Source organism: Streptomyces sp. Wb2n-11 (assembly GCF_001049855.1).
GTDB lineage: Bacteria > Actinomycetota > Actinomycetes > Streptomycetales > Streptomycetaceae > Streptomyces > Streptomyces altiplanensis.
In genome coordinates this window covers 5,817,211-5,834,741 of sequence record NZ_CVPB01000001.1, presented here as the reverse complement: position 1 = coordinate 5,834,741, position 17,531 = coordinate 5,817,211, and the positions used below count along the sequence as shown (strand labels likewise).

The 17,531-nt window shown below is 68.9% G+C and carries 18 protein-coding genes and 2 pseudogenes; 3 read left to right on the top strand and 17 right to left on the bottom strand.

The window, feature by feature from the left end:
• Positions 1-53 precede the first annotated feature (53 nt).
• The gene (locus BN1555_RS26590) at positions 54-434 is read left to right on the top strand and encodes a transposase family protein (protein ID WP_093801727.1); all 381 of its coding nucleotides are present in this window, start codon (positions 54-56) and stop codon (positions 432-434) included.
• 14 nt (positions 435-448) lie between these two features.
• On the opposite strand, the pseudogene BN1555_RS40630 reads toward BN1555_RS26590, so the two are convergent.
• A pseudogene (locus BN1555_RS40630) lies at positions 449-547 on the bottom strand (glutathione peroxidase); the annotation flags it as partial.
• Positions 548-688: 141 nt separating this feature from the next.
• Here BN1555_RS40630 and BN1555_RS26575 point away from each other — a divergent pair.
• Positions 689-922: a hypothetical protein gene (locus BN1555_RS26575; RefSeq protein ID WP_093801726.1), complete on the top strand. Its 234-nt coding sequence runs from the start codon at positions 689-691 to the stop codon at positions 920-922.
• A 71-nt stretch (positions 923-993) separates the two neighbouring features.
• Here the strand turns inward: BN1555_RS26575 and BN1555_RS26570 are convergent, their stop codons facing one another.
• The 9 genes and pseudogenes from BN1555_RS26570 to BN1555_RS26530 all read right to left on the bottom strand — a co-directional run bounded on the left by BN1555_RS26570 (position 994) and on the right by BN1555_RS26530 (position 8,054).
• Complete coding sequence (locus BN1555_RS26570) at positions 994-1,398, bottom strand: hypothetical protein (RefSeq protein ID WP_093801725.1); 405 nt, start codon at positions 1,396-1,398, stop codon at positions 994-996.
• A gap of 109 nt (positions 1,399-1,507) precedes the next feature.
• Positions 1,508-3,276, bottom strand: a pseudogene (locus tag BN1555_RS26565) (mobilization protein).
• Positions 3,276-3,941, bottom strand: a complete 666-nt coding sequence (locus tag BN1555_RS26560) for a MobC family plasmid mobilization relaxosome protein (RefSeq protein ID WP_093801724.1) — start codon at positions 3,939-3,941, stop codon at positions 3,276-3,278. Before BN1555_RS26560 ends, BN1555_RS26565 begins: the two are co-directional and overlap by 1 nt.
• Positions 3,938-4,162: a hypothetical protein gene (locus BN1555_RS26555; protein ID WP_093801723.1), complete on the bottom strand. Its 225-nt coding sequence runs from the start codon at positions 4,160-4,162 to the stop codon at positions 3,938-3,940. The genes BN1555_RS26560 and BN1555_RS26555 overlap by 4 nt, the downstream gene beginning before the upstream one ends.
• Positions 4,163-4,250: 88 nt before the next feature.
• A complete protein-coding gene (locus BN1555_RS26550) occupies positions 4,251-5,321 on the bottom strand; it encodes a DUF2637 domain-containing protein (protein WP_093801722.1) in 1,071 nt (356 codons plus the stop codon).
• Positions 5,318-5,884, bottom strand: coding sequence for a WhiB family transcriptional regulator (locus BN1555_RS26545; RefSeq protein ID WP_093801721.1), 567 nt, complete (start codon positions 5,882-5,884; stop codon positions 5,318-5,320). Before BN1555_RS26545 ends, BN1555_RS26550 begins: the two co-directional genes overlap by 4 nt.
• A gap of 118 nt (positions 5,885-6,002) precedes the next feature.
• A complete protein-coding gene (locus tag BN1555_RS26540; protein WP_093801720.1) occupies positions 6,003-6,707 on the bottom strand; it encodes an ATP-binding protein in 705 nt (234 codons plus the stop codon).
• A complete protein-coding gene (locus BN1555_RS26535; RefSeq protein WP_093801719.1) occupies positions 6,707-7,726 on the bottom strand; it encodes a hypothetical protein in 1,020 nt (339 codons plus the stop codon). Before BN1555_RS26535 ends, BN1555_RS26540 begins: the two co-directional genes overlap by 1 nt.
• 1 nt (position 7,727) lies before the next feature.
• Positions 7,728-8,054, bottom strand: coding sequence for a transcriptional regulator (locus tag BN1555_RS26530; RefSeq protein WP_093801718.1), 327 nt, complete (start codon positions 8,052-8,054; stop codon positions 7,728-7,730).
• Between the two features lie 564 nt (positions 8,055-8,618).
• Between BN1555_RS26530 and BN1555_RS26525 the strand changes: the two genes are divergently transcribed.
• A complete protein-coding gene (locus BN1555_RS26525) occupies positions 8,619-9,494 on the top strand; it encodes a helix-turn-helix domain-containing protein (RefSeq protein WP_093801717.1) in 876 nt (291 codons plus the stop codon).
• Positions 9,495-9,746: 252 nt separating this feature from the next.
• On the opposite strand, the gene BN1555_RS26520 is transcribed toward BN1555_RS26525, so the two are convergent.
• The 7 genes from BN1555_RS26520 to BN1555_RS38045 form a co-directional block, all read right to left on the bottom strand.
• A protein-coding gene (locus tag BN1555_RS26520) for an IS5 family transposase (RefSeq protein WP_176710309.1) occupies positions 9,747-10,543 on the bottom strand; the annotation gives its coding sequence in 2 pieces (ribosomal slippage) (positions 9,747-10,210 and positions 10,210-10,543; 798 coding nt in all).
• A gap of 44 nt (positions 10,544-10,587) precedes the next feature.
• Positions 10,588-11,217 carry an HAD-IA family hydrolase gene (locus tag BN1555_RS26515; RefSeq protein ID WP_093801715.1) on the bottom strand — a complete coding sequence of 210 codons (630 nt, stop codon included), beginning with the start codon at positions 11,215-11,217 and terminating at the stop codon, positions 10,588-10,590.
• A 273-nt stretch (positions 11,218-11,490) separates the two neighbouring features.
• Positions 11,491-12,726, bottom strand: a complete 1,236-nt coding sequence (locus tag BN1555_RS26510) for an MAB_1171c family putative transporter (protein ID WP_093803666.1) — start codon at positions 12,724-12,726, stop codon at positions 11,491-11,493.
• Between the two features lie 1,178 nt (positions 12,727-13,904).
• The gene (locus BN1555_RS40625; protein ID WP_255306183.1) at positions 13,905-14,291 is read right to left on the bottom strand and encodes a phytanoyl-CoA dioxygenase family protein; all 387 of its coding nucleotides are present in this window, start codon (positions 14,289-14,291) and stop codon (positions 13,905-13,907) included.
• Positions 14,292-14,293: 2 nt separating this feature from the next.
• Positions 14,294-14,761 (bottom strand): phytanoyl-CoA dioxygenase family protein, encoded by a 468-nt coding sequence (locus BN1555_RS40620; RefSeq protein WP_255306182.1) that lies wholly within the window; start codon positions 14,759-14,761, stop codon positions 14,294-14,296.
• The gene (locus BN1555_RS26495; protein WP_107081105.1) at positions 14,758-16,878 is read right to left on the bottom strand and encodes a phosphoketolase family protein; all 2,121 of its coding nucleotides are present in this window, start codon (positions 16,876-16,878) and stop codon (positions 14,758-14,760) included. Before BN1555_RS26495 ends, BN1555_RS40620 begins: the two co-directional genes overlap by 4 nt.
• The gene (locus BN1555_RS38045; RefSeq protein ID WP_255306181.1) at positions 16,868-17,527 is read right to left on the bottom strand and encodes an L-threonylcarbamoyladenylate synthase; all 660 of its coding nucleotides are present in this window, start codon (positions 17,525-17,527) and stop codon (positions 16,868-16,870) included. The genes BN1555_RS26495 and BN1555_RS38045 overlap by 11 nt, the downstream gene beginning before the upstream one ends.
• Positions 17,528-17,531: the final 4 nt, after the last annotated feature.

Genomic DNA, 17,531 nt, shown 5'->3' with positions numbered 1-17,531 from the left:
TTCAACAACGGCTTCTCACGCGGCGTTCGCTGCAGGACCCAGAGCTGACCGGCATGACCCGCCAACGGCTCAGTGAACTCATCCACGCACTGACTCCTTCGCTGGAGGTTCAACGCGAGCACGTACTCCGCACACGTCGCGGTCACGAGCGTCTCGTCGCCCCCGGCACAGGAGCCAAAGCCAAGCTCACCCCAGCCGACAGGATCCTGGCCACCGTGCTCCACCTGCGCAAACTCGCCACCATGGACCTCCTGGGCCAACTCTTCGGCGTCACCGCCATGACCATCAGCCGCGCGAAACAGGAAGTCCGCCCACTCCTCGAAGCACACGGCCACCACATCACTGCCTCGACGGCCCGCTTCCGCACACCAGCCGATGTTGCGGCGTTCCTCGCTCCCGATCCCACCCAGACCAAGATCAAAGCGACGAGTTAATGATCTGCACGCCCTTAGACGGGCAGGTGCGCCTCGATCGCGGCGATGACCTCGGGGGACTCGGGCTCGGTGCGCGGGCGGAAGCGCGCCGCGGCCTCACCGGCGGGGGAGATCCGGCCTCCCTGGAAGCCCGCTACCTTCCAGGGCTGGCGTCCCGTCGGCCGAGGATTCCGGAGCGACCTGCACGGCCCCTCCCAGCACGAGACCACTCCGTCTGACTGACCGGCACCCGTAGTCGCCCGTAGGCTGCGGCCATGAGGTTCGATTCGCCGATGCCGTCCCCGCCGTTCCCTTCGCCCGACAACGCCGTGCTCCGGTTGATCGTGGGCAACGCCATCGAGTCGGTCCGCAGCGGTGGAGCCTCCGTGGAGGAGGCGATCCTGCACGCGGCGGTCCACGGTTGGTACGAGGGCCATATCCAGGGTGAGGACGAGTGCCCCGGGTGCGACTTCCGGGGCGGGCTGCCGAAGAACACCCGGCGCGGCTGACCACACCTGAAACGCCGAGGAACGTCACCGATTCGTCGGTGACGCTCCTCGGCGTTTGGTCCCTTGCTCGCCTATGCCAGGTAGATGCCGGCGAAGACTCCGTCGAAACCGAGCGCGACGAGGCCCTCCTCGACGCTGGGGTAGGTCGTCCCGTCCGGACTGTCGATCAGGGCGTCGAAGTCGGCGCGGCTGATCCCGGGTTCGAGCCACTGGTTACTGCACCGGCAGCGGATCCAGACGTTGCGGCCGTGGTTGATGAGTAGCCAGTCGCGTCGGGCCCGGCAGGCCGAGCACATCACGGGGATGCCGCCGAGGGCCAGTTCGTGTGGGTGGCTGACGCAGCGGGTCGCGCCGGGGCCGTCGACCGGCCGGGTCTCGTACTGGAGTTGCAACAGGGGGTCGATGCCGGCAGGAAGGACGGGCAGCGCGGGGGCCGGCTCCGTGGTGCGGTCGGTGGTTCTGAGCACGAGCGTCATCTCCCGATCGAGGGCTTCCTGTTTTCATCCGTAACAGCCGGTGGAACCGGCTGTCCAGGGGGTTTCATGGAGTCCGGTCGGCCGGTGGACAGCCTTACGGACGCGTTGATCAGCGGCGCGGTGGGCGGCTGCGCGGGTCGGAGACGGCAGGGCGCGGCGCCGCTGTGGGTGCGTTCCGTTCGCTGGTGCGGTTGGCCGAGGTCTTGGCCGGGCGGGTGCCGGCCTGCGGGCGACGCGTAGCTTCGCCCGGGTGGGCGGGGAGCTGAGCGAGGCGGCGCAGACGCCAGACCAGGACGTCATTCACGTCCGTGGCGGTGTCGAGTTCGCGCACGTCGATGGCCTGCTGCAGGAGCGCCTCGGGGTCATGGCCCGCCTGCTCGGCCTGGGCGAGGGTGGCAACCAGGGCATCAGTCTTCGTCGGCATGCCATCCGCTCGTACACCCTGCTCCGGCAGAACGGCGCGGATGGTGGCCTCGTGCGTCCGGCGTTGGGCCTCGGGGAGGGCACGGCCTTGGTCGTTCAGTACTCGCATCGGGGTGGTGGCGGCCTGGCGGTAGGCGGTTCGCAGGTGCTCGGCGGCCTGTCGGGAGGCGTGGGCCTGCTGGGCGTGACCGCGGGCGGAGTGCCAGCGGGCGGCGGCCAGGGTGACCAGGACCAGGGTGGAAACGAGCATCGCGGTGGTGCCGCCGTCCTCGCCCCTGCCGAGCGCGCCGCCGGCCTGGACGATGCCCCGGGCAGCCGAGCGGAGCGCCCGGGTGTCGGCGCGTCCTGCTCGGACGTGGCTGCGGGTCGCCCGCTCGAAGGCGCGGGCGGCAGCAGCCAGCTCGGCGCGGGTGGCGGCCGGGGAGGTCTGGGCGACCGCGTCCAGGAGTTCTCCGACGCCGACGAGCTGGGCGGCGGCTTCGTCGTCGTCACTGTCGAGCAGGACGGCGGCACGCTCGGCGATGTCGGTGGCGCTCCGTCGCTCTCGGGCGGGTGGGGACCAGTCCGATCGGCCTTCAGCGCTCGAAGGCGTTGTCCGCTCGGCAAGGCCGTCGGCCAGCCGGAGACGAATCTTCGGAAGGGACAGGTCAGGGGCCAGCTTGGAGCCGGGGTACCAGATCGGTTCGCCGTGTCGGTTGCGGTCGCCGGGGAGGGCGACGTTGTAGCCAAGCGCGTCGCCGGAGGGAGCGGTCCGCACCTTCACGCGCAGGCCCGCCTTGCGGAGCCGGGTGAAGAACTCCTCTTCGGTGGCCGCTCCGGCGAGGGCCTGGCGGACGGCTTCGCGGAGCGTCTCGCGGGGGCTTCGGGGCGGCCGGTGCGCTCGGCCTTGAAGCGTTCGGCGCTGGTGGGGGTCTTGACTCCGGTGCCGTCGCCGGGCTTGAGCCGGCGCAGGCCCATCTCCTTCTCGATGCGTCGGCATTCTGCCTGGGCCTTCTTGAAGTCGTAGTTCATCCTCGGGCGGCGCAGGTCGCCTCGGACCATGGTGGCCAGGATGTGGATGTGGTCGTCGGCGTGGCGTACGGCGACCCAGCGGCAGCCGTCCGGGTCGCCTTCGGGGGCGAGGTTGACGGCGTGGACCAGACGGCGGGCGACGGTGTTCCACTCGGCGTCGCTCAGCATCCGGTCGCCGGGGTCGGTGCGGACCGAGCAGTGCCAGACGTGCTGGGTGGGCGCGCTGTCACCGGCCTGCTTGACCCGGAGGTCTAGGGCGGCCGTCAGGCGGGCGAGGGTGACCTTGGGATCGGGGTCGGGGCTGGTGTCGCGGCCGGGGTCGGGGGCGAAGCCGTCCCAGCTCCCGACGAGGTGGGGGTCGACGTGCTCGTCGCGCTTGCCGGGGCCGTACAGGTAGACGAGCAGACCGTGGGTTCGCGAGCCGCGCCGGATCTTGGGGACCATCAGCTTCGCCTGCTCACCAGGACATCGGCGGTGTCGTCGACGCGGGCCATGAGCCGGGTCAGGGTCGCGAGGGCGTAGTCGAGTTCGCCGGGACGGGACTGTCCGCCAGCGTTGTGGACGTGGGCGATCTGGTTGATGTTGTTGCCGATCCGGGCCAGCGCGGTGCGCAGGGCGGCGAGTTCGTCAATGGCCGTGTCGAGTCGTTCATTGGTGTGCAGGGTGGTCGAACTGCGGGCGGCGGCGAGGCCGGCGGTGGCGAGGAAGCGGGCGACGGTGATGCTGCGCTGTGTGGCGGCAGCGACGATCTCGGCGTGCTCGGTGTCGGAGAGGCGGGTAGTCGTCTTGCGGGTGCGCTCGCTGGGATTGCGGCGGCGGCGGCGCGGCGTGCGGTCGGGGAAGGCGGGCGTGCTCAGGCTCGGCTGGTCGCGGTCGTCGTCGCGGTCGGCTTCTCCCCCTGCGGCTGGCGCCCCCTGGTGCCGGGTGCCCGGCTGGTTCCCGAGCGCCCTCGCTCGGGGACCAGCCGGGCTTCCCCCGCCCTCTGGGGCGGGGGCAAGTGCGTGCGACGGGCCGTAGGACCGTCGTACGCGACAACTTGCTCCGCCAGGAGCCGTCGTGGGGTCACGCTGCTGTCCGGCGTCGGTCACCGCCGGGTCATCGGTGGTCACCGGCTCGTCTCCGGGTCCTGCTGCTGGATTTCGCGGACGAGTTCCTCGATCCAGTCCATGGCCAGGACCGGGTGGTGCAGGGTCCAGGGGCGGTCATGCTGCTCTCGTTGCACGATCCAGGTGGTGTCGGGGCCGGACTGGGCACCGTGGAGGTGGCCGCGCTGGTGCAGAACGGCCAGCCAGGAGTCGACTTCGGCGGGCGTGGCCGGGTGGGTGCGCATCGGGTGTTCTCCGCTTCTGCTCTGGAGGAATGTGGGGCGGGTGTCCGGAGCGGGTGACCGGCTCGGTCACCCGCTCCGTGGTGTCCGGTCAGTTCCGGGCGGAGGTAATCGGCTGTCCGTGCTGGGCGCGGAGCTGGGCCATCAGGGCGGTCAGGGTGTCGCTGGAGAGCGGGATCTGCTGACCGCGGATCGCCTGGGCGACCACCTTGCGGGTCAGCTTGTCCTCGGCCCTGACCGCTGACCGGGCGATCTTCAGCAGTTCCTCGGTGTCCGGGTCAGCCCGCCGGTCACCGGGTGTCCGGGCATCCCGTTCAGTGACCGGCGGCGGAGTGACCGGCGGGGCGGTGACCGCCGGCGGGCTGTCCTGGTCTCCGGTGACCGGGGCGGTGGCGTCGGGGCGGTCAGTGACCGGCCGCGCCGTGTCCGGCTGTCCGGGCAGGTCAACGGCCTCGTGCGGCTGACCTTGGTCACCGGTGACCGGGTGGCTGCTGTCCGCCGGGGCCCTGTCCCCGGTCAGTGACCGGGAGGCGGAGGCCTGCTTGTCCAGGGACACCAACGGCCGGTCGGTCAGGGCAGTGACCGGCTGACCCGCCCTGACCTGACCGGCCGCCGGCTGCTGCTGCTGACCGACTCGGTCGGTCCGGGTGACCTCGACGCCCTCACCCCGGTCGGTCTGACCGAGGTGACCGGCCTGACCCAGACCCTCACGGTCACTGCCCTTGACCGGTCCTCGGGCGATGAGGATGTAGAGGTGGACGGCTCCAGCCAGGGCGAGCGGGGCGATGGTGGACAGCACCGCGACCACCATGTCTCCGAGCCGGAGTCCGGTGCCGGCGACCGCGTCCTCGTTGAGCCGCACCGCGTGCAGCGCGTTGGCCCAGATGCTGGCGGCGGTGGCCGTGCCGAAGAGTGTCCAGACATAGAGCCGGGCGCGGAGCGGCGCGTTGCGCAGGACCAGGAGGGCCCGGACGCCGTAGGCGATGAACCCGTCGATCACCAGGGGGAAGAGGTAGGTGAGGAAGCCTCGGATGTGGATGGCGACGGCCATCTGCTGGAGGGCGTCGTACGACAGCGCGCATCCTGCGCCGCCCAGGGCGATGACGACCGTGCGGTCCCAGCCTGATATGTGCGCCGCCTCCGGCGCGCTCACGGTGGTCATGCCGCCGTCCCGAAGTCGTCGCGGCCCAGATGCTCGCCGCCGGTCTCGGACGGGACAGTGGTCGTCGCGGGCTGGTTCAGGTCCCGGTTGCGCAGGGCGCGGCGGAATTCGCGGTAGAGCTTCTGGGCGTGTTCCTCGGTGATCTTCAGGAGCCAGGCCAGGCGCTGCTCGGTCACCCCGTGGCGGAAGGCGGCGTGGACGACCGCGCGGCGCTCGGCCTTGGTGAGGTGGACGTCGCGCCCGGCGATGGTGTCGTTGACGCGGCTGTAGTTGAGGCGGTGGGCGATTTTCTCGTGCAGCGGTCCGCGCTCCTCCTCGGTCAGTCCGCCTCGGATGCCGTCGGTGTCACCGCCTTCCAGGGCGGCGTCCAGGCAGGCGCGGCGGACCGGGCACTGGCCGCACAGGGCCTTCGCGGCGGCGATCTTGTCGGTCTCGTCGGGCTCCGGGAAGAAGATTTCGGGATCTACCGGGTTGTACTCGGTGCTCTGGCAGACGGCATCGGCCTGCCAGGTGTGGTCGCCGAGGAGGCGGTGGCGGGCAGGGCTGTTCGTCGTGGGGGTCATGCGGGTTGCTCCGATCGCTCTCCGCGCGCAGGGGCGTCGGCGGAGAGGTGCGCTGGGTCGGGAAGGTGCTCGGGGCGGCGCGCAGAGGGCGCGGCCCGGCGTGGCGGCCTGCGGCGGGTCAGGCGGCGGTGCAGTGGCGTCTGCGGTCGACCGGCTCGAACTCGACCCGGGTAGTCATCTGTGCGAGCCGGGAGGCGACGCGGTCGCCGAGGTAGGCCCGGAGGTCCTTGATGGCCAGGTTGGTGGTGATCAAGGTCGGAAGCTCGTAGTTGTACCGGCGGTTGATCAGCCGGTACGTCACTTCCTCGACCCACTCGCTGGCCTTGGCCGCGCCGAGGTCGTCGATGATCAGGAGCGGGCAGCGGCTGACGGCCGCCAGCTCCCGCTCGCTGTCGACGCCGGGCCGGGGCCGCAGGTCGGCGTACAGGTCGGCGGCGGTGGTCGCGCGCCAGCGCACGCCGACCCCGCTCTGCACCAGCCGCCGGACCGCACCGTACGCCTGGTGCGTCTTGCCCGCGCCGACGACCCCGGCCATCAGCAGGCTGGGACCGGTGGTGACCTGCCGCCGGGCTCCCCGGCTGGGGGCGACGGCCGCCTCGGCGACCTGCCGGACCCAGGCCAGGACCTGGGGGTGGTCGGCGACGGCCGCCTGATAACGCGGGGGCATCCCGGCCAGCAGGGCATCCAGCGGGGAGAACGGCTCGGGCTCGTCGAGGAGCGCGGCGACGTCGGCCGGGTCGATGCTGCGGGCGGCCAGGATCCGGGCCATCCGGTCCAGGGTGCCCTCGCCGAGGGTCTGCGGTTCGCGGTTGCCGGTGCGCATCACAGCTCCTCGGCGTAGGCGACGGCAGCGTTGACCGGGTTGGTCCACGCCTGGTGGGCGGGCACGTTAGGCCGGATTCCCGGCCGCGCCGAACCGCCGGAGCGTGCATTCATGGCCTCGTTGACCATGCTGGTCAGCACGCTCGGGTGCTTGGGGTTGGCCGCGAAGTTCACCAGCCCGGCCCGGATGTGCTCCGGAGCGATGCCCTCACCCAGGAGCTTCTTGGTGATCCGCCCCAGGTGTCCGATCACGTCGCTGGGCGGGCGCTCCTCGCAGGCGGCGACGTACTCGCCGACGAGCTGGTTGGCCGAGACGCCGGCTGCGGGCGCTGTGCGCCCCGTAGGGACAAGAGATCCAGGATCCAAGATCCTAGATCCAGGCGCCGAGTCTTCTGCGAGGCTTCGGGGAAGGTTCGGGGAGCCCTCGCCGAATGCGTCTTGACCTGCGGTTTTCGAGTTCACGCGGCTAGGGGTGCTGGCCATGCCGTCGAGGGCGTCCTGCTGGGCGGCGGGAGCCCCGCCCGTGTGTCCGGGAGGCTCCGAGGTGGTCTTGGCGGGCAGATCGAGGGTTCGGGGAGCGTTCGGCGAGATCTCGGCGAGTCCTCGGGGAGCGGTGGACGAGCCCTCGGTCCGCCGGGTGCAGGAGCCCTTGCAGGGTGCGCACCGGTCGGCAGCCTGGTGCTGCGGGCAGGAGGGAAGCCGCGACTGGCTCGGCTTGTCGATCTTCTGGTGCGCAGACCAGGTCACGATGTGGAGGTAGCGGCGGCCGTCGCATCCGGTGTACCGGCAGATCAGGCCGGCGTTCGCGAGCTGGTGGAGGTCGTCCTCGACGTGGACCGAGGTGTGCTCGGCGCGCAGGGGCCAGAGGAGCCCGGCGATGATCGCGGCGTTGTCGCGGTGGCGGCCGTGGTCGTCGGCCTGGGTGAGCAGCCCGAAGAAGGTCCGCTCTGCCTCCACGGTCACTTCGGCGAGCGACTCGGAGACGAACGCCTCCGGCTTGATGGTGCGTATCCGTGGCATGTCAGCGGCCTCGGCTGGCGGTGATCAAGTCGCTGCGGGTGAGGGTGGCCTCGGCGAGGTCGAAAGTGTGCGGTCGCGTCCAGTCTCCCTCCGGCCAGACCCGCAGGATCCAGCGGGCCGCGACCCTGGCGGTGGTGCGGCCCAGCTCCATGGGCCTTCCGGCCTCGTCCTTGACGACGGCGTGCAGGTAGGGCCACGTCTGCTTCGGGTCGGTAAGGCTGCCCCGGATGGTGGCCGCGCCCGGGATCATGTCGGCGAGCTGGGCGGCGAGGCGGCGCTGGCGGCCGGTATCCGGGCAGGCCGGGGTTCCGCTCGGCATGGCGAGCATGCGATACTCCGTTGTTCGTAGGAGCGCGGTGCGGCGGTTCTCGTGCAAAAGCCCTGCCGCCCGCGTGATGTGAATTGGCGCCTCTTGGGGTGCCGGCCCGGCGCTTGGGAGTTGGTAGCTCCCGGGCGCCGGTTTCAGTTGCCGAACCAGGTCATGGACCGTGCGCTCGCATTCACCTCACCTCCTCTCTGGTGCTCATTCCGTCCCTCCCGGGGCGCCGCCCGGCGGGGACGACGAACATACGTAGACACCTGTGGCAAGTCCATCCCGGCCTTAAAGATCGTTAGCGGTCGCACAGGACTCCCGACGGTTGCTGTCGGGGAAGGTGCTGTCGCGACCGGTCGGCTACGGCTGGATACCGAATCCGACGGCGCGTTGCGCAAGCGGTCACGCCAACGCAACATGCATAGGTGTTCTCCAAGGGCTGGCACCATAGAGAGTCGAGGCCCGACCAACAGGTGCGATACGGAAACGTACGTCAGTTTCGTAGATGCATCAAGCCTGGATTACAGTTGCCCCAGACGCTGGCCCCACCGGCCCGATCGCCACCCCGCAGGAGTTCATGTGCCCCCACGTCAGATCGACGGCAGTCGCATACGCGCTGTCCGACGGGGCAAGGATCTCCATCAGAGAGAGTTGGCCGAGATGGTGGGCGTCAGCGCTCCCACTGTCGCGCGATGGGAGAACGGCCAGGACTTCCCCAAGGGCGAGAAATTGCCCTCGATTGCAGCGGCGCTCGGTCAGCCGCTCGATGTTCTTTTCCCTCACGACGGCCCGCCGGACCTGCAGCTCCTGCGATGCGACGCCGGCCTCAGCGTGGCGGAGGCCGCTGCGATAATCGGCACGAGCCGCGTGCCAGTGAGCAACGCCGAATCTGGTCGGCGCAGGCTTAACGATGCCTACGTGCAGCCGCTCGCACAGGCATACGGGGTGACCGAGGATGAGTTGTTGGCTGCCCAGGACTGCTCGTTCGGGCGTCGCCCCAGGGCCTCGCGCAGCGAGCAGGAGGCCGCACCCCGCACGCTCGGAGAGAAGATCAACTTTCTCCTGCGGTACGGGTACGGCGCCCAGGCAGCGCCCTCTGATAAGGAGATCGCACGGCTCGTCAATGCTCACGCGAGCGTGGCGGTTGTCACCGCCGAGGACATTGCTGCCCTTCGCGCGGGTGTCACAACCGAGGCGTCCGACATAGTGCGTGCCGGCCTAGCCCAGGCGCTTCAGGTCGACGTCGCCATCCTCGGGGACGACGCCGAGCTCAACCCTGCGGCCCGCCAGCTCCTGGAGGCGATCCGTTTCATCGGCTCGATTGACCGAGGGCAGATCCTCGGCCTTGCTGCCCGCGGCAACAGCGAGGGCCTGTCCGCCGGGATGATGGCCCACATCAACGAGCTCGTTGGTGAGCTGAAGCACAAGCTGCCAGAGGTACAGGACGGGGAGTGACGTCGTCGGTGAGCGGTCCTCACGGGCTGCTCCAAGGCCGTTTCCACCCTGCAGGCTCGTCGTCTGTCACGGGCCGTCGACCACGTTGACCAGGGCCTGGTACGAGCTTCCGGGTTAGTGCTCGACAACGCGGAGGGACTCCGGCGTTGCCCCATACCGGGGCAACGCCGGAGTCCCTCCGCTGTTCCTGACCTCGGCGCTCCAACGCCGTTTAACGTCGGTACGCAGGTGGCGGCTGGCTAAGAGGTCGTCTCATTTGGCGAGTCTGCGGTAGCAGATGAGGGTGCAGGCGATGCTGGTGAAGGCCAGGAAGTGGTCGGCTTTGCGTTCGTAGCGGCGGTGGAGGCGGCGGCACCCTCCGAGCCAGGCCATGGTGCGCTCGATGGTCCAGCGGTGGCGGCCAAGACGGTTCGAGGACTCGATGCCTTTGCGGGCGATGCGGTGGGTGATGCCGCGGGATCGGAGCCATCTGCGCAGGTGACGGTTGTCGTAGGCCTTGTCGGCGTGGAGCTTGGCCGGCAGCCTGCGGCGGGGTCCGCGACGGGAGCGGATGGGCGGGATACCCCGCACCATGGGCTCCAGGGCCTGGCTGTCGTGCAGGTTCGCGCCCGAGATGCCGATGGAGATGGGCAGACCGGAACGTTCGGTGATCAAGTGGATCTTCGACCCAAACTTGCCTCGGTCCACAGGATTCGGACCCGTCAGGTCCCCCCTTTCAGGGCCCGCATGTTCACCGAGTCGATCGCACACCTCGACCAGTCCAACTCCCCGCGGGCGCCGAGTTCATCCAGCACCAGACGGTGGAGCTTGGCCCACACCCGGGCCTTGCTCCACTCGGTGAACCGCCGGTGAGCGGTCGGCCCCGAGGGCCCGAACGACGGCGGCAGCTGCCGCCACGTACACCCCGACGTGGCCACGAAGACGATCGCCGCCAGCACCTCACGGTCCCCGTACCGCCGACGGCCACCACCCTGCGGCCTCGACGGAGAAGGCGGCACCACCCGCTCGAACAACACCCACAACTCATCCGGAACCAACCGCTCCACAATCCCCACGGCACCAGATTACCGAATCAATCCAAATGAGACGTCCTCTAAGACGCGGCGAGGTCCACACCGAGCAGCTCGGAGAGAGTGGCTACCGTCTGCTTGGGGTCCTGATTGTGCACCCCCGCGAGGCCGAGCTGCTCTGCTGCCTGAACGTACGCTTCGGTGTCGTCGACGAAGATGCACTCTTCGGCCGGCAGACCCATCAGCTTGAGCGTGGTCTCGAAAAGCTCAGGGTCCGGCTTGCGCATCAGATGCTGCTCGGAGATCACCACGACGTCGTACAGCCGCTCAAGCTCGTAACCGTCGTACAGGTCCCACGGGGTCAAGCCCACCGAGTTGGACAGGATGCCCACCTTGATACCGGCCCGGCGTGCCGCAGCGGCCGCGTCGATCAGCAGCGGCTCAGGGCGAAGATCACCGAAAATCCTGCCCATCAAGTTGTCAGCCGACACGTTCAGCATCCTGCCGGCGAACTCGTTCCACTCGCCCTGGGAAACCACACCGCGCTCAAGGTCGCTGGTGATCCGGACGCCGTCCTCGTCCTTGTACATGGCCGTGAGGCAGGCGCCTTGCGGAAGTCCCTCACGCTGCTCGAAAGCGAGCACTGCGGGCAGCAGCGGAGTGGTGAGCACGCCCCCGAAATCGAGGATGAGGCCGGTGCGGCGGTTGGACATGGGGAAACTCCATTGCTGAGATTTCGGACGCCCATCCAGACCGGACAGCGTCACGGACCCGGCTGTATATGGCGACGGCGATAGCTGTGCGTCGCAGGCCAGGATGTACTTGCGGGACGGAACAAGACCTATCAGTCCGCATCACCTACGGTACCAGCCCAATTCACATAGCAGATGGTGCTGAATCTCACTTACCAGTCTGCCATTCAAGATCGCCATGTCACTTGGCCCCGTTGAACCGAGAAATCAGCCTCCCTGTGAACCTAACTGCAGCTATCGGTCCGGTTCGGATTCCACCCTTGCGGAGTGCAGGAGAAGATTCCGGGTCTGATCTGTGGTGATGCGCGAATAAGCCGTGCTGACTCGGGCCAGCCACGCTGCCTCGCTGTCGGTATCAACGAACGGTTTATCTCTCAAAGGGGCAGCGGCGCATGGACTGGCTGGCGTGGTTTCAGCGGCTTGGAGCGCGGCCTTAATCCAGTACGCTTCCGCAGCCGGCTCAGGGTCGAGGCATGAGACGGTAATGTCCTCCGCGGCGAACATCAGGTCTCGTGGAGCGTAATAGCGCAGCTTCTCGCAAGCGTCAGCAATATCTTGAGTCCATCGGTCCAGGCGAACATCGATGGGGACGCGTATGTGCATTAGTTCTGTGAGGCGCCGTCCAGGTGGATACAGGCTCGTTCCAGGAAAAGCCTCCACCAGGTCAAACCAGAGCGGATAAGTCTTGTAGAGGGTGCACCAAGTTTTCCATCGGGCTGCCGCCGCACGGGTGGTGGGAATACTTGCACCCACGGCAACGATCAGGAAAAGCAGGTCCATCCATATCGATGTGACGTCTACAAGGAACCGCACTGTGGAGGGGCTTAGGGGGAAGGCCACCGCAGCCCAAAGGATGGTGATACGGGCCAATGTATGGGCCAACCCCATCCACATCGAAATCCCCATCAGACCCAGCCCGACACGCATGCTCGCGCTTTCGGCCTGTCGCGCCGCCCTCGTCCACTGGTAGCCGCAAACCGCAGTCGTGATGAGTGGGAAGAAGTAAAAGACGGTCATGTAGACCGAGACTCCCCATTGTCCAGCGTGGTCGATGAGGAAATTTCGGCTCGGCTTGTCGCGGTCCACCACGGCGAAAAAGAGGACCGTGAGCAGAGCGACGCCTATCACCCCCGCCTTATAGGATGCGCGGGCGATCCAACGGGAGACCTCTACGTGCCGGGGTACGACTGTCTCCGTGCTCTTCCCGTAGCTGGTGGCGACGTAGGTCAAAGCTGCCACGATCGCCGCAGTACTGGCGAAGTGACGGAGTAGGGCGCTCAGGTCCACCACGGGAATGCGATCCACCGCATCCATTGCTGCTGGCGTATAGAGACATAGGGCTATGGCAAATCCGGCATAGCCGCCCCAGAGCGCCCTGCGGTGAGAGTCGCCATATCGAACTGCAGGGAACCGCCATACGGCGATGAGGGTCATTGTTGCCGCAGTCAAGTATTTAAAGTAGTCGAACACGTAACCAGTGGTTATCTGCGTCGGCTGCACAGTTTGCCAACCCGAAAGGTTGGCAAACTGCAGCCTTAATTGCCAGTAGGTGGACTGTAAGGGGCGGCGGAATTCGCGAGGTCGGCGACTGTACCTCGGCGATCGCCATCCCATCACGGCTAGAGTCGGCGCCGTGGTGGAGCAACTGGGTGAGCAAGTGAATACTCTAGGAGACTAATTACGTCATCTCCTGTGATCGGCTGACGACGCGCCAACCGCTTTATCAATGAGGCCGAAAGCTCGGCCTGCTTTTCTTCGCGACTGCCAAAATCTACGCGCCCTTGGACCAGAGCCGACGGGAAACGCCGAAGGACCTCCTGGCGAATGTTCTCAGGTACGTATCGCTCGATCTCGGCATCTGTCAGGGTGGTTCCATGGTCCAACCATTCGTGCGCGAGCTCATGGAGGATGATGTGCTCGGTTTGGTTGCGACTTGAACGGCGTCGATAGAGAATGATTGTGAACTCTGGCGTTTTGACCCGAAGGCCGCATGCTGTGTCCAGGCCCCCGTCGGAGTCATCCAGTGGCACTAGCCGAATCTGGCGACTCAGCGCGTCTTCCATATTCCGCACCAGCGCCTCGACACTGAAAGGAGCGGGGATGGGGAGATCGGCGAGCAGTCTCTCGCATTCCCTCACGAGGGCGCGCCGCGAAGGGTCTCTACGCCAACCCATAGTCGCTCCCTTTAAATACCACTGAGGTGTCCACTGCCAGCCCCATCCCGATACTCGTACGCGAGGCGCTAGTAGCCAGGAGCCTGTGCTGAGGTGCGCGGTGGTCGGTCGGCACTCCCTGTCTGCGCCTAATCTTACAAGGGGGGAAAGTGTGATCCATGCGAGACGGGGTGTTGTGAAGGTCACCCAAGCGCGATAGTCTCGCAAACTTGAATTCCAAGATCGAAATTGCGCGACGGCACCTTAATTGATCTTTGAATGCTTCTGTGATCAGACCCGACCCACCTGTGCTTGAGCGGTCCAGTCCGGTCGAGACGGGGGCGCCTTCAGTGGCGCGGAAGGAAGAATACCTTCGCACGGACCTCGCCTTCGTCCTCTATTTCCCAATACCGGGAGCATTCCAGTCGTGTGAGGCGTCATGGACGGACACCAGGCCCTAACCGCGACTCCGCCCTCCCGTCTCTTAACGCTCGGTTAGGGCTGTCCAGTTGACGCGGAGGTCATCAAACGGGTCTCCCACCAGGAACGGATGGGGGCTGCTCCGCTGCCCTTGGCGAGTGATCCGTCCGGTCGGCGGTCGGGCAGGCCCAGGAGCTGCTGTTCGATCGGGGTGAGAGCGGGGTCTTTCCGAAGGTCGGTGGCGGGGTCGTCGACGGGGTGGAGCCAGCGGTATCCGTACTGGAGCATCAGGGCGATGCGGGGGCGGCCGGAGAGGTTGATGCCTCCGGTGTGCCAGGTGCGGTTCTCGAAGAGGACGGTGTCGGTTCCGGTGACGTCGGGGGTGATGGCGCCGGGTGGGTCGATGGCGCCGTCGGGAACGACGGGTTCTTCGGCGAAGAGGTGGCTGCCGGGGAGGAACATCGTCAGCCCGCAGTCGGGGTGACAGGGGTGAGGTAGTGGGCAGCCTTGATCGCCATCCGGGGGGTCTGGCAGAAGCCGAGGTCGGCGGTCACCCCGTACATGTCGCGGTGCCAGCCGTGGCGTTTGGGGATGCGGATGGTTCGGGGCTGTCCGCTGGGCAGGGCGATGAGGTGGGCGGACAGCAGGTGGATGTTCGGGCTGAGGAGCTGGACAACCGTGGGCAGGACGGCGGGGTTGGCCAGGAGCGGGAGGAAGGCTCGGTCGAGGTTGAGGCATCCGCGGAAGCCGTCCTTGCCGTCGCCTCCTCGGTCGCGGCCCTGGGTGGTGTCGCTGGCCAACAGCTTCTCGGCGGCGGTCAGGAGTTGGTCGCGCAGGTCGGGGGTGATCGCGTCGCGGATGACCGTGTACCCGTCGCGTTCGAAGGCGTCGATGGTGCCGGCACCGAGGGTGACGGGCGGGAGCATACTCATGGGACCGGTATCTCCTTCGGGGCGTCGGTGAGAGTGGTGGCGAGCTGCCACAGGCTGGCGTCGTCGAGGCCGCAGAGCTGACGAAGGTGGCCCTGGGAGACGGGGCGGCCGGGGTCGCGGTAACCGAGGACGGTGAGTCGGGGCCCGGGGTGGCGGCGGCCGAGGAGAGCGTGGATGTCGGCCGGGTGCCCGCTGGTGGCCAGGACGATCGACGCCCGGGTGCCGAAGTGGCGGGCGAACGCGTCCGGGGTGAGGGCGAGAGGGCGGGTGCCGTCCTCGGCGAGGGCCGTGAGGTCGTGGATGTGGACGTACCGCAGGCGCAGGTCCGGGCGTTCGGCGCGTAGCCGTTGAGCCAGGGTGGTCAGGGCCTCGGCGGGCAGGTCGCCGGCGGAGACGAGGATCAGGTCGGGCTCGTCGGGGCCGGGATGGCTGAGGTGAGGCCAGATCGCGATGCCGTGCCGCAGCTCCTCGTCGCGGGTCTCCAGCGGGTGGTGGACGGTCGTGTGCTTGTCGGCGACGACGAGCGTGCACCGGTCGAGCTTGCGCAGGGCGAAGGTAAGCGCGGCGGCGGTGCGCGCGGGGTCGGCGGGGGTGAGAACGTGGAGCGTGGGATCGCCGTCGGCCAGGAGCGCCGAGGCGAGGCTGGGGTTTTGGTGGGTGAGAGTGTTGTGCCAGCCCAGGCTGGTCAGGAGGTAGACCAGGCTGGGCAGCGGGGCGCGCCCGGCGTGACGGCGCACCGCGCGGTGCTTGAGCTGCTGCTGGATGAGGCTCAGGGTGATCGGCGCGAACGCCTCGTAGGTGGCGACCAGCGCGTGCCGTCCGGTCTCCGTGTAGCCCTGCGCCCAGGCGTGGCACAGCTCCTCGCTCAGCACTTCCACCGCCCACGGCACCGGGCGCCCGTGCTCGTCGGTGAGGCCGAGGCGGTTGGAGGCCAGCTCGTCGGGGCTGAACACGCGGAACGGCCCCTGCTCCGCGCGCGCCCGCAGGACCTCGGGGACCACCTGCGCGAACGGGCGGCCGACGGCGTGGCCGGCGACCTGGGCGGAGGCGGCGACGCAGCCGCGCGGCGCCGGGAGACCCTCGGGCTCGGGCCGGGGCAGAGGGAGCGCGGGCAGCAGGTGCGGCCGGGGCCGGCCGCCGGAGGCCAGGAGCTGGTCGGGCTGGTAGGAGGCCAGCCAGTCGGCGAGCGCGCCGAACTCGGCGGGCACACCGGCCGGATCGCGCAGCGGCGTCTTGTGGACCGCCGGGGTGCCAGCGAGGTGTACGGGGGCGCCGTGGCCCTTGTCCAGGGTGAGCACCAAGACGCTCGACAGCCCCGGAATGCCCAGGGGCTGGGCGGCGCCGAGCGCTTCGGCCACCGCCTGGCGGAGCTGGGCGACGTCGCGCCCGTCGCTGTAGAAGGGCCGGTGACCAAGGCCGCTGAAGTACGCGGTCAGTTCGGCGCGGCTCAGGGTGGACAGCACGCTCGGCCCGCCCATGCGCATCCCGTTGAGCAGGACGACGGGAAGGACGGTGCCGTGGTCGCCCGTACCGTGCAGCGCGCGGGTGGCGAGCCAGGAGGCGGCGGTTGTCCCGGTCTCGCACTCCCCGTCGCCGATCAGGACCACGGTCAGCCGGTGGGGCGCGTCAAGGACGGTGCCCTGCCCGATCGCGAGGGCGGGGCCGAGCTGGCCTCCGGTGTGCAGGTGGCCAGGGATCATCGGGGTGATCTCCCCGCCGATGTCGGGTTGAGGGAAACCCGTGACGAGTTCGCGCAGCCCGGCCGCGTCCTGGCGCAGGGCGGGGTGAGCATGGCCGAGTTGGCCGGTGAGGTAGGCGTGGGCGAGGGCGGAGGGCCCGGCGTGCCCGGCGCCGTGCAGGACGTGCAGCTCGTAGCCGCCGGGGACGGCTGCCTGGAGCGGGCCCAGGGCGGCGAGCATCCGGTTGACGGGCGGGCACACTCCCCAGTGGCCGGCCGGTCGCGTCTTGACGTCGGCCGGGGTCAGGGGCCGGGCCAGGAGCGGGTTGTCGCGCAGGTAGAGCTGGGCGAGACAGAGGTAGTCGAGCGCGTCGGCGACGGCGGCCACCGACGCGTCGGGCACCAGGCGGTTCGTCCGGCGGGCGAGGTCAGCCCACATGCGGTCCTCCTGCCGGGGCGAGAGCGGCTTCGACGGCGCGGGCGTGGACGGTGCCCTCCCGGTGCAGGCGCGCGGCGGCGCCTGCGGGGCAGTCGACGATGGTCATGTGCCGGCCGTGCGGGCAGATCCCGCCGTCGACGACCGCGGCGATCCCGGCCCTCGTGGTCCGGTCGAAGGCGATGACCTGGTCGGCGGTGAGCGCCGGGTGGTCCTCGTCGCCAGCGGCGGAGGTGGAGATGCTGCACACGGCGGCGGCCAGCGGCTTGCCAGCCAGGGCGACCAGCTGTCCCAGGACCCCGTCGGGGCAGCCGACGAGCGCCGGGGAGCCGACCGCCTCGACGGGCTCGACGCCGGGCTTCCACGGCAGGCGCAGCGCGAGGTCCCCCGGCCACAGGCCGCCGGTCAGCAGGTGGGCGTCGTCGCTCAGGTCGAACAGGGTCTCGGCCGTGGCCGGGGAGTCGAGCAGGAGCAGCAGCGGCTTGGTGCCGGGGCGCTGCTTGGCGCGGAAGACCGCGCTGGTGGCGGCGGGGTCGGCGGCGCGGGCACACAGCATGTACCAGCGGGGCGTGGGTACGGCGACCATCTGCCCGGCGGCCAGGAGCCGGGCCGCGTCGGGGAGCTGGTTGGGAGTGAGGACGTCCACGGCCATCCCC